A 15,060-nucleotide genomic window follows, 5' to 3' on the forward strand; every position below is an offset into this window, starting at 1 on the left:
TTTTCTATATTTGTACACCTCTATATTTTATTTTCTTCAAATTAGCTAAGAGACTAATCACCTTATCACCAAATATAGGGTAGAATATCTCTATAAAACGCTGATAATATCCAAATCGAGAACTCTGCTCTAAGCTCTGTCGCTTGGTTTTATCAACAGGACGCGCCAATAGCTCTTGCCATTGCTGAGCGTCTTGATCCGTGAATCCCCCTTTTCTCATTATCTTCCCTACAAACGTGTCTATCTCTGTCGTTTTCATAGAGCCTATTATGGAACCTGTGGTTAGACGGTACTTTACCAATATTTTAGGTAAATTGTCTATGGCGGTTACCTGACTCATTTTTAACCAAAGCATATAATCTTCAAAATACTTACCTATGCGCTGATCATAGCCGCCACAATCGAGGGCCAACTGTCGCCGGAACATTACCGTAGGATGCTTTATAGGGTTCCCTTGGTAGCGAATAACCCACGGGAGTATATGTTGTCCAATGATGGGTACTCTATAGCCAAGGTGTTGACTTTGCTCATCAATAAGCTCTATGCCCGTACCAAGAAGACCTATCTCAGGATGGTTTTCTAAATATTCCACCTGGATTTTCAGTCTATTACGATAGCATATATCGTCTCCATCTATTCTTGCAATATACTCTCCTCTTGCCATTTGCAATCCTTTATTAAGAGTTTTGGCAAGACCTAAATTTTCTTGATTGACAAGGATAATACGTGGATCTTTAAATGCTTCTACAACCTGAAGCGTTTTATCCGTAGACCCATCATTGATAATAATTAACTCAAAGTTTGTAAATGACTGCTCAAGAACGCTTTCCACCGTCTCTGCTATGTAAGCTTCCACATTGTAGGCTGGTAATAGTACCGATACCAGAGGTTGTTTTTTATTCATTTTTTATCCTTTTGATATTTAACTAATTTAGCTTATATATAATAACAATTTTCATTATAGATTTTCCTTCATAAAGTTTATCAAAATTGAGATAGTCTCTTAGTTTTTTTTGTACTCCTTTTCTATAAAGAACTGACAGATGGGTAAGCTCCTTCCTTATTCTATATTGATCTCCATAATTCAATTCCCTTGTCTTCACCTATTAATCGCCTGTTTAACATAAAATTTTTCATAGAGGGTATACCTTTATTATTTTCTCTAACCAAAGATGAGAACTGTAGCTTATTTTGTCCATTTTTATAGACAAAAGTAATGAAATTTTTGGCTTTTGGTCTTACAATATTAATTTACTTCATAGTGATTGATATCTACCCAAAATAGATCTCCTCTGAGAATTTTATTTTTCTATAACCTTTGAAGTTTATAGATATCAATCTAAGGCTCCCTTTTCAATAGCTGTTGGCACCAATAGTCTGTTTCTGAGAATTACTTCGGCTTGTTTTATATAGCAGGGTATCACTAGGAACTTCTGGCAACCGATTTTTTCGTTTTAATTTTAATCAAGTAAAAAATAATTAAATACTTATGATATCTGATTAAAATCAGTCTCTACATCGCCTTTTTTAATGTCAATATGTATCGTAGATTCTTCCTTTCAAATATATAAAAAAACAGTGTATATACCAAAATAATTAATAATAATACTCCTAATAAAGTCTGCCAGTAGTAGAGTGCTGCCCAGCGTGTGCGTATTACCATAAAAGATGCAACTAGGGCAACCGTAAATAAAATTAATTCTTTAGAGTAATTTAGGAGCTGTTGCTTTACACTCACTGGTAAAATTTTGGACACGAAATAGGCATTGATATAAAGCTCAAATACGGAAAGGAAAAACAAAGAAGATACTAGCCAGTAGAGCCCAAATTGAAACAAAACCAACATTGCTAAACCTTGAAACACCTTTTTACAGATTTCTGCACGAAGGAAATAATCACTTCTACCATAAATCTGCAAAATATTCACATTAAAGGTATGGATGGGCATAAACGCTGTATAGAGTGATAGAATTTGTAAAAAAGGAACAGCGGGCAACCATTTTTCACCTAAGAGAACCAATAGAATTTCCTTGGAAAATACAATAATAATTATCATTAAGAAGGACATGACAAAAAAGGAATATCTTGTCAAATATGCAAAAATATTAACCATTTTATTCTTATCCCCTTGTATTTTTGATAATACAGGTAACATAACCCGTGTTACCATCATCACAAATAAATTGGAGGTATAGTTATTAAGGCTATAAGCTCTCTCATAGTACCCCGACTGTGCTAAAGGATAGAATTTACCTATAAATATATTATTAAGATTAGTAAATGCTGTGTGCATAATCCCAGATAAAGTGAGTTTATATCCAAAATTAAAATGCTTTAAAAATACTTTTTTAGAGAATTTAAATCTTATTCTTTCGCGGGAAGTCCCCCAATATAAAATTGTCAATACTATCTGCTGGCTAAGGTATAGCCAGACCAAACTCCATACTCCAAAACCATAATGAGCTAAACTAACTCCTACCGAAATAGATACAAGCACCGCTGGGATACTGATAAGAGTGTTCTTTCGGAACTCTAAACTTCGTATCAACATAGCATATTGGACTGACCGAAATCCTAAAATAATAAATATCAAACAATAAACGCGGATAATCTCTGTGAGAATCTGGTAACCATAAAAATCTGCAATAAATGGCGCCAATACATAAAATATACCATATAAAATAACCGAAATAATAATAGAACCCACAAATACACTAGAGGAATCTAAACTAGTGATCCGCGGTGATCTAATCAGGGAAACAGAAGAGCCAGTGTCGACCAAACTTCCCCCTATAGAAATAAATATCGCTATCATCCCAATCAAACCATATACACTAGGATCTAAAAGACGTGCCATATAGATTGTGGTCAAGAAAACGGCTAATTTATTAACTATTATATCGATGAAAGACCAAGTGATTCCCTGTATTGATTTCTTTAATAACATAGTTATTTACAATCTAAATTCGCTTTCTGTCCATACGCCTTTCACATCATACACCACGGCGTTGTCTTTTTTGAGGGAGGCGAGGTCTAAGTCTTTAAATTCTTTATGGGCTACGCCTAATACAATGGCATCAAATTTTTGGTTAGGGAGCGTGCTGGTACTTTCTATGCCGTACTCGTGCTGCACTTCTTTCGGGCATGCCCAAGGGTCAAAAGTAGTGATTTTAACGCCAAAATCTTCCAAAGCGGCAATCACATCTACAATTTTCGTATTCCTCACATCGGGGCAGTTTTCTTTAAAAGTAACGCCCAACATCAGCACCTCGGCATTGTTTACAGGGATGTCTTTTTTAATCATCGCCTTTACCACTTGCTCTGCCACATATTTCCCCATCGAGTCGTTAAGGCGTCTTCCAGCCAAAATAATCTCAGGATGATAGCCATACTCTTGTGCTTTTTGTGCCAAATAATACGGATCTACACCGATGCAGTGTCCGCCCACCAAACCTGGTTTGAAGGGTAAAAAGTTCCATTTTGTCCCTGCAGCTTCCAGCACGGCGTGCGTATCAATATCCATCAGGTTAAATATCTTAGCCAACTCATTAACAAACGCAATGTTAATATCTCGCTGTGAGTTTTCAATCACCTTTGCCGCTTCTGCCACCTTGATAGTTGGGGCTAAATGCGTGCCTGCAGTAATCACCGAACGGTACAAATCATTAACCACCTGCCCAATTTCTGGCGTAGAACCAGAAGTAACCTTCAAAATTTTCTCCACCGTATGCTCTTTATCCCCAGGGTTGATGCGTTCTGGCGAATATCCAGCATAGAAATCTTCATTAAACTTAAAGCCCGAAACTCGCTCTACTACTGGGATACAATCTTCCTCCGTAGCACCAGGGTACACGGTAGATTCATAAATCACAATATCGCCTTTTTTCAATACCTTGCCCACCGTTTCGCTGGCTTTTACCAATGGCGTTAAAATAGGGCGATTGTTTTTGTCCACAGGCGTTGGCACCGTGATGATGTAAACATTAGCCTCTTGAATATCTTCTAAATTCGCCGAGCAATAGAGCCCTTTTGCAGATGATGCCAATGGATTTTCCTTGACCAATGCTGACTGTAACAACTCATCGGAAACCTCCAAAGTATCATCGTGCCCTTCGTTGAGTTTTGCCACACGCTCTTGGTTAATATCAAAGCCTACCACAGGGTATTGGGTTGCAAATAATCGAGCCAAAGGCAGTCCTACATAACCTAAACCTATAACGGCGATTTTTATAGAAGATGGATTCATAATAGTAATTTTATGGTGTTTTTTATTTTATTATTTTTATTTCGATTTGATTGATATTCGTATAAGAAATTTAATTATAACAGAATTTAATTTAACAATCACTTTGTATAAATCTAAATTATCAAAAGAATAATCTCTATTTTTATTTTGTAATTATTTATTTTTTTAAGCTTTCAAATTCCCCCAATACCAATCCACGGCTTCTTTTAATCCAGCCTTAAATTCGTGGGTGGGCTGATAGCCTAAGTTTTCTTTGGCTTTATCGATAGATGCCAACGAATGTGGAATATCCCCCAAGCGATTAGGACCGTGGAGAATTTCTACATCGCCAATTTTAGCATCATAAGCGGCAAGGTATTCTTTGAGGAGGTGTGCCATTTCTTTAATCGTGGTGCGGTCGCCCACAGCGGTATTATATACCGTGTTGATGGCTTTCGGATTATTGGTAAGCATCGCCCGTTCATTCATCTGGATCACATTATCAATATAAGTGAAATCACGAGAGTAAGTCCCATCACCATTGATGGTTGGCGACTGGTAGTTCATCAACTGAATGACAAATTTCGGAATTACCGCCGCATATGCCCCTTTGGGGTCTTGCTTACGACCAAAAACATTGAAATACCTCAAACCAATGCACTCCAAACCATAGGTTTTGCTAAACACATCAGCATATAACTCATTGACATACTTGGTAATAGCGTATGGCGATAGCGGTTTTCCAATCACATCTTCCACCTTTGGTAAAGATTCGGAATCGCCATAAGTAGAGGAGCTTGCGGCATAGACAAAACGCTTGATTTTAGCATCTCTCGCCGCTACCAACATATTAAGGAAGCCCGAAACATTCACATCATTACTGGTAATAGGGTCTTCAATGGAGCGAGGCACAGAGCCGAGCGCCGCTTGGTGGAGCACATAATCTTGCCCCTCGCAGGCTTTTCTACAAGTGTCCAAATCTCGGATATCGCCCTCTATCAACTGAAACTTTGGATTTTCAAAAAAAGGTTCAATATTGTGGCGGTGTCCTGTGGAAAAATTATCCAAAACCGTGACGCTATGCCCTTGGTTGAGGAAATATTCCGTTAGATTAGAGCCTATAAAACCTGCCCCTCCTGTGATGAGAATGTTTTTCATTAATGGTTAATTTTTAAAATTTATCTCTTAATTTTTCAATAAAGCTTTTCTCGCGAGCGCCGTAGCCATAACCATATTTATTGCCATAGCCAAAGTTGCTCTTATCCACATCATTCAGCACGAAGCCTACATTTTTAATCTTCTCGGAATTGATATTTTTATTTGCGAAATCTACCAAGCCTTTCTCCGTGTACTTAGAACGCGTTACATAAATGGTCGCATCGGCTAAGTCTGCAATCAGGAAGGTATCCGTTACCAACATCAGCGGTGCGGTGTCTATAATAATATAATTGTAATCCTGTTTTAACCTTTCTAATAGTTCTTCGTAACGACCATTAGAAAGCAATTCCGTAGGGTTTGGCGGAATGCTACCAGAATAAATCACATCTAAATAAGGGTTATAAGTACTCTGGTGGATAATGCTCTCTAAACTCGTGGTTGGGTCATATAAAAACTCTGTCAATCCAGAAAGCCCTCGGCGTGCTTCGTTGTAGCGCTGTAGCTGTGGGTTTCTAATATCAGAACCGATGATAATCACCTTATTATTCGGTGTAGCCAATGTTAAAGCTAAATTAACCGAGGTAAAAGTTTTGCCCTCGCCTTTTACCGTAGAAGTCACGAAGACCACCTTGCCTTTATTCCTATTTTTAGGGAGCATAAAATTCATATTGGTAATGAGAATTCTAAACGCTTCCGCCATTGGCGACAAGTCGTTAAGTCCCACAGTTTCAGGCTGCCCTTTCTCCACTTTTGGTAATTCTGCCAATACAAGAGCGGTGGTTAATTTTTCTATGTCGTGCTTAGATTTAATCTTGTTATTGAACAATTCGGCTAAGTAAATATACGCGAATGGAATTAGCATCCCTATCACAAGGGCGGCTAATAGCACAATCATTTTCTTTGGCGATACTGGAGCGTCTAAGGCATAGGCGGCATCAATCACTCGGGCTTTGTTCGCCGTAATGGACATAGAAATTGCTGTTTCTTCCCTTTTTTGTAATAATAAAAGATAAAGTTGCTCTTTGATTTGTTGCTGACGCTCAATCCCTCTAAAAATCTTCTCTATGGCAGGAAGTTTAGATATTTTCCCTGTGATTTTATTCTGTTCGCCTTGGAGCTCACTACTTCTTATCTGAAGCCCAGAACGGGTTTTTTGCAAGCTTTGAAGGATGGAACCTTTAAGGTTATTCAATTGTTTAGAAATATTTTGCACCGCAGGATGCTCTGGCGTAGCGGATGCCAAAAGGCGGTTGCGTTCCAATACCAATTCATTATAAGAATTGATGCCCGCAGATGCGGCAGGATTGTCCAAGCCAATGGCTGAAGGTAAAACCTGATAAGCCCCTTGACGATTAAGGTAGCTGATTAAACCATCGGTCAGCTGGAGCTGCGCATCAATATCCAATTGCTTGACTCTGGCTTCCGTGGTGGTTCTTAGGTTGAGCTCTGCCTCGGTTTGGATATCCGTGAGTTTATTGTTGACTTTAAACTGTTCTTTTTGGTTCTCCACATCTCCCAACTCATTAGCAATCACCTTGATACGCCCTTCTATAAACTTCATCGTTTCTTCGGATTGGGCGTTTTTATCTTCAATAGCTTCGGTATTATAAACCGCCACCAGACTGTTGATGATATCTTTGGCTTTGTCTTTATTAGCGGCGTTCATAGAGATTTCTATCACCGTAGCATCTTTGTTGGCTAAAACCACATTAAGCGCTTTTTGCAATTGAGAAACCCGATCTTTCAGTGTCGCAATTCTCAATTGAATGTCGGTAATTTCGCCAGCTCGTTTCGCATCAAAATGAGGATTTTTCCGAATCATAATGTTCGCAAAAGGCAGGCTAATGGTTTTGTTAAAAGCGCCTACAATATCCTGATCCCACTCTTTTGAAGATAGCGTAATTTGATTGCCTTTAATTGCTACTTCTATTGGTTTTTTAGGGAATTCTTCATCTTTTTTCTCATTGATGATATTGACCAATATCGGCGAGGTTTCTCCATACAATTCTTGGCGCTTGCCTTCTTCTTCCCCCGTGATGGCTGTTTGTAGATTTTTAGTTTCTACCACATTTGCCATCAGTTTTTTAGATTTCAGAATTTCTATTTCATTATCAATACTGTTGGTGCTCATCCCTCCAAATCCTGATAAATCTTTTAGAATATCGGCTTCGGTGCCAGATTTAGATCCTTTGGAATCTTTGATGAGGACAGTGGATTGTACTTTGTAAATATTGGTGGCTTTTTTAAGATAAATAAAAGCGAATACCAATGCCAATAGCGCAGAGATCACAAACCAATACCATCTCCGCAAATAAGGTTGAATAATTTCTTTTAAATCAAGCTCTTGATTGTCCACAGAATTATTTGCTATATTTTGTTCCATCTTCTTACTCTGTTATACTATTATTTTTTGAACACTGTAACTAATAATCCTAATAAACCTAAGGTTACAGAGGCTATTGATATATAAACATTGGTCTGCGGACCATAGGAAGAGGCAGACTGTCGCGCTTTATTAGGCGCCACGGCAATGACATCGTTTTGCTTAAGATAATAATATGGGGAGTTCACAAAATCGGCATTGGTTAGATCCACATAAGCGTTGGTTCTTACGCCATCTTGCTCTCTCACCACCAGCACTCTATCCCGCTTACCATAGATGGTTAAATCTCCTGCCATACCCAAAGCATCTAAAAGCCTTACCTTTCCATCAGGAATGATGTATTGCCCAGGACGAGAAACTTCGCCCAAAACGGTAATTTTATAATTGGCATATTTAGCGCTAACGGTTGGGTTGATAATATAGCGAGAAACGCCTTTTCTAACCTCTTCTTTTAAGTCTTCAAGAGATTTCCCCGAGGTTGATATTTTCCCTAAAATAGGAAAATCTATTGTTCCGTTATCTGAGACGGTATAGGTAAATCCTGTAAGGCTACTCTGGTTGCTATAAGAATTGTTACCACTGGCTTGAGAATAAGTTACTCGTGAGGAAGAAGGCGTAGTTCCTTGATTGAAAGGTGCTGCCACTCCTAAATCTTTAGCGGTGACTAATATGGTAATTTCATCACCTGGTTGTATGTTATTGTGGGTACCTCGGATAGAGGCTTCTTCTGCCAGTTGCTCTATGTTTTGCATATACTCTATATCGTTCCTTGTCCTACAAGAGGTAACAGAAAGTACCGCTACACATAAAACGAATATTGTTTTTCTTATCTTCATAATTTTGAAAAAAATGTGCTGGCAAATATACGAAATTTATTATATATCCTGAACATCTAAAACTTCATAAACGGAATTATTACTCTTAAATTCAGGCACTATTTCTTTTAAAACTTTTACTACTGCCATCTTATTTTTATCCTTCGCCGCGTTATATATCGCTTGGGTTAAGGCTTCTATTTCATCAAAATTGATGGTAGGGTCTTTAGAAATCATAATTTTCTCGTGGTGGGTAGGCATCGTTTTGGTGTTATCACTCAGCAATTCTTCATAGAGTTTCTCCCCAGGTCTTAGCCCTGTATAAATAATTTTAATATCCACATCAGGCTCAAAACCAGAGAGTTTTATCATTCGTTTTGCCAAGTTCAAAATTTTAACTGGTTCCCCCATATCAAACACAAAAATCTCACCGCCATTGCCCATCGTTCCCGCCTGAAGAACGAGTTCACAAGCCTCTGGAATGGTCATAAAATACCGCACAATCTCTGGATGGGTAATCGTAACGGGACCACCAGCTTCTATTTGCTTTTTAAAATGAGGAATCACCGAACCATTAGAGCCCAAAACATTGCCAAAACGCGTGGTAATGAATTTGGTTGTATTGCCCGCTTCCTTCTGAAGCGCTTGCACAAACAGCTCTGCCGCTCTTTTGGAAGCCCCCATCACATTGGTCGGATTAACCGCTTTATCGGTAGAAACCATCACAAAACGATTGACTTTAAAACGGCTGGCGAGCAAAGCCAAATTTTTACTCCCTTGGATGTTCACCAGCGCTGCCTCGTGAGGATTTTCCTCAATCAACGGTACATGCTTATACGCCGCCGCATGGTACACCATAGAGAATTGATGTTCCTCAAAAATAGATTCTAACCGCTCTTGGTTGGTAATATCGGCTAATATAAACTTAAAATCAATGTTAGGAAAATGAGCCCTCATCTCCAATTCCACATCATAAAGCGGCGTTTCGGCTTGGTCTAAAACCACCAATAGCGATGGTTCAAACTGTGCCACCTGCCTCACAATTTCGCTGCCAATAGAGCCTGCACCACCAGTGACCAACACGGCTTTTTGGTAATGCCTTTTCCTCACTTCCTCATTTTCTATCACGATAGGCTTTCTATTGAGCAAGTCTTCAATTTGTAAATTCTTGATATTAGCACCGCCCTCGGAGCGCAGTTTCTGCACGGTAGGCGCTTTAAAAACTTTTAAATCCTTCTCTAAGAACAGATTAACCCACTCGGTAAGGGTTTCCCGAGAAATATTATTGGTAGAAATCAGTACGCCATCAATTCCCAAATAGTCTTTGGTGTTTTCTTCAATTACGGCTTTATTATAAATCTTTTTGCCGAGTAGCTTAGCGCGTTTAGAGTCCGTTCTTTGGGTTAGAAAACCAACCACTTCAAAGGGTAAATGGGCATTCCCCATCACGGCATTGGCTATCGCCACAGATTCTTCATCTATCCCCAAAAGCAACACTCTTTTTTTGAGCGAACTCCTTCTGTATTCCCTCGCCCAGTGAAAAGCTTCCTTAACCACCAGCCTAAACAAAAACAGAACAACAAAGGATATAAAGAAATAAATCAGCAATACATATGGCGAAAATAGTTTAACATGAGTAACCGCACAATAAGTATAGTTAAAAATCAGCAATGTAGTGACGGTGCAAAAACTCGCTAATAGAATTTTGAACAAATCAATAAAAGTGGAGTGCCTAATAATCCCTGAATAGGTCTTAAACACGAACATAAAAATGAGGTTTACCCCAACCACTAATCCTATTTTCTGGTACAATGAAAAAAATGAAAGCGACAGAACATCTTCAAACCTATGATCCAAACTATACGACAACCACAAAGAAAAAAAGACCAACCCGATATCAATCATCAACACCAGCCAACGCGGCAAGTATCTGATATTAGAGAAGCTAACCAGATTATCTCCTCCATAAATTTTCTTCTTAAGTTGCGTAACTTTCATTTTTACGATAATATTTTGCAATTTTATAACAATTGCCTTAAAAACACAAATATAAAACGGATATTTTAATCTGTTTATAACCGTTATAAAAACCGATGCAAAGATAAAGATTTATTTTATAAAAAACAAGACTTTTTATTGAAAAAAAACATAATTTTATCAAAAATACTAAATAATTTAAATTTTAAATCCAATAATATTAAATAAAATACATTATAAATCAAAATTCTCTACAACTATTAAAACCTCACTATATTCATAGCCTTTATTGAGGAGGTATTTGATGGTTTTTTGCTTTTTCTCAAAGGCAGAATGGGCATTCACAGTTTCATAATGTTTCTCAAACAACCGTGATAAAGTTGTGCTATAATCCTCATTATCAATCTCTTGCATCGCCATCGTTATCAGTCGGTTAGAGATACCTTTGGCTTTGAGATGCATTTCTATTTTCTTCCTGCCCCAATGCTTATGGTAGAATTTGCCCCGCACATAGCTCCGTGCAAAACGCTCTTCATTGAGAAAATCCTCCCTCATCAGGTAGAGCAAAATCTCTTCCTTCGCCTCTGGCACCAGCAAAAACTCACGCATCTTTTGTTCCACCTCCATATGGCAACGGTCTTGGTACACGCAATAATTAACGAGTTTCAGCTTTATTTCATCAAATGTATAAGATTTTTTCTGCATTTTTTTTGAAAATCATCAACCTAAGAAAGCGTTTATCATACAATCAAACTCTCAATTCTAATTAAAATCAATTCTAATTACGATTTTTTATCAAATTCATAAAATAGCAACAATCTCTATACGCTTCATAAGAAAAAAGCGATGATTACTCACCGCCTTTGTTATGTTCATTGGTTATGCAATAAAGAGAGGTCGGTCTGCCATCAGCGTATGAACTTGCTGTTTTACCTCTTTCAGCACGGTTTCATCTTTGATGTTGGTTACCACCTTGTTGATGAGCTCTGCCACCGTCTCCATATCTTTTTCTTGCAAGCCTCGTGTGGTAATGGCCGCCGTTCCCAAGCGGATTCCTGAGGTGACAAACGCCGATTTATCATCAAAAGGCACCATATTTTTATTACAAGTAATTTCGGCTTGCACCAAGGCTTTTTCGGTTTCCTTACCATTCACGCCTTTGTTGCGTAAGTCCACGAGCATCAGGTGATTATCCGTGCCGCCGCCTACAATATCAAAACCTCTGTCTATCATTGCTTTAGCCAAAGCTTGAGCATTGGCAATCACTTGGCGGGCATAGGTTTCAAATTTCGGACTAAGCGCCTCCTCAAAAGCCACCGCTTTGGCTGCAATCACATGCTCCAGTGGACCACCTTGTATACCAGGGAACACAGCGCTATCCAACACGGCACTCATCATTTTGATGTCGCCTTTTGGGGTTTTGTGTCCAAATGGATTTTCAAAATCTTTGCCCATCATCACCATTCCACCTCTTGGACCTCGTAGGGTTTTGTGCGTGGTTGTGGTTACCACATCACAATATGGGAACGGCGAGCTCAACAATCCCTTGGCAATCAACCCCGCAGGGTGTGCAATATCCGCCCAAAGAATGGCGCCCACCTCATCTGCTACCTCTCGGAATTTGGCATAATCCAAATCTCTGGAATACGCCGAATATCCTGCAATAATCATTTTCGGCTTCACTTCTAAGGCTTTTTGTCGCATAGCCTCGTAGTCTATACGCCCTGTTTCTCGCTCTACACCGTAGAATTCAGCTTTGTACTGAATGCCCGAAAAGTTAACAAAAGAGCCGTGCGTAAGGTGGCCTCCCATCGATAAATCCAGCCCCAAAATAGTGTCGCCAGGTTTTAGGCAAGCCAAATATATGGCAGCATTCGCCTGAGATCCCGAGTGCGGTTGCACATTAGCATACGCCACGCCAAACAATTGCTTAGCCCGCTCTATCGCGAGGGTTTCCACTTGGTCTACCACCTCGCAGCCACCGTAATAGCGGCGCCCAGGGTAGCCTTCTGCATATTTATTGGTCAGCACGCTGCCCATAGCACGCATCACTTCCTCAGATACAAAATTCTCCGAGGCAATCAGCTCTATACCATTGGTTTGGCGCAATCTCTCTTGTTCTATCAGGTCAAAAATTTTATCTTTCATTGGGTTTATTTTTTTTAATTTAAAGCGTTCAAAGTTAAAAAATTTTATGGTAAATCAGGTAGAGATTTTGGGGATTTTTTAACTCAAAACTTAAATATTGTCATTAAAATTTTCCTAAACCAATGAATATTAAGCCACACCACGCCATCAAAAAAGATGATAATCCAACTTCTCCTCACTGAAACAAAACCACTTTTTAAGTTTTATTTTAAAATAAAGTAGGCGTTGGCGTTGCCATCTGCGGCAAGTGGAGCTGAAGCCCCAAAGCGCGGTTTAGGCGCTCAATAAAATAAGCAGACAACAGCGGCGATGCCTTTTCTATATTCTGATGTACAAAGAAATAAAGGCGCTCCAAACCTTGTGCTCGCCACTGGACAATCTGATCCACCCAAGCCTCTAACCGTGAATAATCAGAGTCGGCATTGGCGCCTACATAGCGGATAAAAGCCGTGGGCGTGGTCAGCCGCATATGCATCATATCCCGCCGCCCTGCAGTATCCACAATAATATTGGTTATCTGATGTCGCTTAAACAGTTGGCAAGTTTCCTCAAAAATTTCAGGGTCTGAGAACCAAGTTTCATTCCTCAACTCTACCGCTAAAGGCACCTCCTGAGGCCATTTCTGGATAAAATGTTCTAAGCGGTCAAAGTTTTTAGGCTTAAAATTATCGTGAAGTTGTAAAAATACCATTCCCAATTTTTCATCAAAATGAAGCACGGAAGTGGCATATTGCGTGACAATCTCATCAACATCAATCAGCCTGCGGTAGTGCGAAACGGTATTGGTTATTTTCGGAAAAAATTTGAAATCGGCAGGGGTTTTATCTCGCCAAGTTTCCACTTGTTGCACCGAGGGCATACTGTAAAAAGTCGCGTTGAGCTCTATCGCATTAAATTGTGTGGCATAGTACGAGAGTTCATCCTTCGTTCCACGCGGATAGAAGCCTTTTAGGTCGGTTTTGTTCCACTTGGCACAGCCCACGGAAACTTCAAAATCTGGTGCTGGTTTGCCAGAAAGCACACGCAAAGTATCAGAGTGTGCAGGCGGCATACTAAAATCTATAATAGAAGGGTCTTCAACTTGTCCGAATTTCATTTTTTTCTATTTTTTGTTAGAAGATTGGGCGACTTTACCAATGGTCAATCCCTGTACTAAAATACTGAAAAGCACGGTGATATAAGTAACCACCAATAAAATATCTTTGGTATCCGAAGCGGGCAACGAAAGCACCAACGCCAACGAAAGTCCTCCACGAAGACCGCCCCAAGAGATAATCCGTGCATCGCTTTTATCCAAATTTAAGAATTTCGGAAACGCTTTCAGAGGCGCATACACCAAAAATGCACGCGTGAGCAACACGATAACAAGCCCCAAAACGCCCAAGATCACATACTGAATGTTAAAATCTACCACGATTAAAACGAAAGCAATCACAATGAATAAGAGTGCATTAAGAATCACATCTACCAATTCCCAAAATTTATGGACATACTCCTCCGTGGTATCGCTCATCGCGATTTTAGTTCGGAAGTTGCCGACCATCAGCCCCATCACCACCATAGATAACGCGCCCGAAATATGGAAATAATTCGCCAATGGATAACCCGCCATCACAAAGGCTAAAGTGAGCAATACCTCGGTTTCGTAGTGGTCTATACTTTTGAGTAAAATATGGAGAATATAGCCATAAATCAGCCCTAATAATACGCCGCCAATGGCTTCTTTAACGAAGAGCATTCCAAAATGTGCCACCTCAAAATCGCCCACTTTTAGGGTATCCAATAAAGCGATGAACAAAACCACGCCGATACCATCATTAAACAAGCTCTCCCCCACAATAATAGATTCCGTTTTCTTGGGAACGCCAGCTTTTTTCAAAATTCCTAAGACCGCAATAGGGTCGGTAGGAGAAATTAACGCCCCAAAAATCAAACAATAAATAAAGCTGATCTCTATCCCCAAACCATGCGCTGCATAATAGAACAAAATAGCAATCAGCACCGCCGAGAGCAACACTCCGCCCAGCGCATAACTGGCAATGGTTTTGATTTGAGATTTAAGGTCTGCCCAATTGGTGTGCAGCGCCCCTGCAAAGAGCAAAAAGCCTAAAAATACATCAATAATAAGCTCATCTATCTTCGCTGAATTAAGGTAATCTGCAATTTTTTCAATGTGTAAATCCATCCAAAACTGAGAGGTCACCACCAATAGCGACAACGCCGTGGAAAGGAAAAACAACCCAATAACGAATGGTAATTTCAAAAACTTTTGGTTGATGTAAGAAAATGCTGCAGACATCACAATCAACAATATAAAAACCGTATAAAGACTAATCATTTTTTATTATTTTTTT

11 protein-coding genes are annotated in these 15,060 nt (G+C 39.3%); all 11 read right to left on the bottom strand.

Going from position 1 to position 15,060, the window contains the following annotated elements:
- Window positions 1-4: 4 nt before the first annotated feature.
- The gene (locus tag NYR17_RS08420; protein ID WP_302505270.1) at window positions 5-904 is read right to left on the bottom strand and encodes a glycosyltransferase; all 900 of its coding nucleotides are present in this window, start codon (window positions 902-904) and stop codon (window positions 5-7) included.
- A 609-nt stretch (window positions 905-1,513) separates the two neighbouring features.
- Window positions 1,514-2,947 (bottom strand): lipopolysaccharide biosynthesis protein, encoded by a 1,434-nt coding sequence (locus NYR17_RS08425; RefSeq protein WP_302505271.1) that lies wholly within the window; start codon window positions 2,945-2,947, stop codon window positions 1,514-1,516.
- Between the two features lie 6 nt (window positions 2,948-2,953).
- Window positions 2,954-4,246 (bottom strand): nucleotide sugar dehydrogenase, encoded by a 1,293-nt coding sequence (locus tag NYR17_RS08430; RefSeq protein WP_302505272.1) that lies wholly within the window; start codon window positions 4,244-4,246, stop codon window positions 2,954-2,956.
- 165 nt (window positions 4,247-4,411) lie between these two features.
- Window positions 4,412-5,383, bottom strand: coding sequence for an SDR family oxidoreductase (locus tag NYR17_RS08435; RefSeq protein ID WP_302505273.1), 972 nt, complete (start codon window positions 5,381-5,383; stop codon window positions 4,412-4,414).
- Window positions 5,384-5,396: 13 nt separating this feature from the next.
- The gene (locus NYR17_RS08440) at window positions 5,397-7,766 is read right to left on the bottom strand and encodes a GumC family protein (RefSeq protein ID WP_302505274.1); all 2,370 of its coding nucleotides are present in this window, start codon (window positions 7,764-7,766) and stop codon (window positions 5,397-5,399) included.
- Window positions 7,767-7,786: 20 nt separating this feature from the next.
- The gene (locus tag NYR17_RS08445; RefSeq protein WP_302505275.1) at window positions 7,787-8,602 is read right to left on the bottom strand and encodes a polysaccharide biosynthesis/export family protein; all 816 of its coding nucleotides are present in this window, start codon (window positions 8,600-8,602) and stop codon (window positions 7,787-7,789) included.
- A 39-nt stretch (window positions 8,603-8,641) separates the two neighbouring features.
- On the bottom strand, window positions 8,642-10,579 hold the full coding sequence (locus NYR17_RS08450) for a polysaccharide biosynthesis protein (protein WP_302505276.1): 1,938 nt from the start codon (window positions 10,577-10,579) through the stop codon (window positions 8,642-8,644).
- Between the two features lie 213 nt (window positions 10,580-10,792).
- Window positions 10,793-11,263 carry a regulatory protein RecX gene (locus NYR17_RS08455; protein WP_302505277.1) on the bottom strand — a complete coding sequence of 157 codons (471 nt, stop codon included), beginning with the start codon at window positions 11,261-11,263 and terminating at the stop codon, window positions 10,793-10,795.
- A 174-nt stretch (window positions 11,264-11,437) separates the two neighbouring features.
- Entirely contained in the window at window positions 11,438-12,706 is a 1,269-nt protein-coding gene (glyA, locus tag NYR17_RS08460) for a serine hydroxymethyltransferase (RefSeq protein WP_302505278.1), read from the bottom strand.
- A 208-nt stretch (window positions 12,707-12,914) separates the two neighbouring features.
- Window positions 12,915-13,802, bottom strand: a complete 888-nt coding sequence (locus NYR17_RS08465; RefSeq protein ID WP_302505279.1) for a DUF72 domain-containing protein — start codon at window positions 13,800-13,802, stop codon at window positions 12,915-12,917.
- 6 nt (window positions 13,803-13,808) lie between these two features.
- Window positions 13,809-15,044 carry a cation:proton antiporter gene (locus NYR17_RS08470; RefSeq protein ID WP_302505280.1) on the bottom strand — a complete coding sequence of 412 codons (1,236 nt, stop codon included), beginning with the start codon at window positions 15,042-15,044 and terminating at the stop codon, window positions 13,809-13,811.
- Between the last annotated feature and the right edge of the window lie 16 nt (window positions 15,045-15,060).

It is taken from the genome of Riemerella columbina, assembly GCF_030517065.1.
Taxonomy (GTDB): Bacteria; Bacteroidota; Bacteroidia; order Flavobacteriales; family Weeksellaceae; genus Riemerella; species Riemerella columbina_A.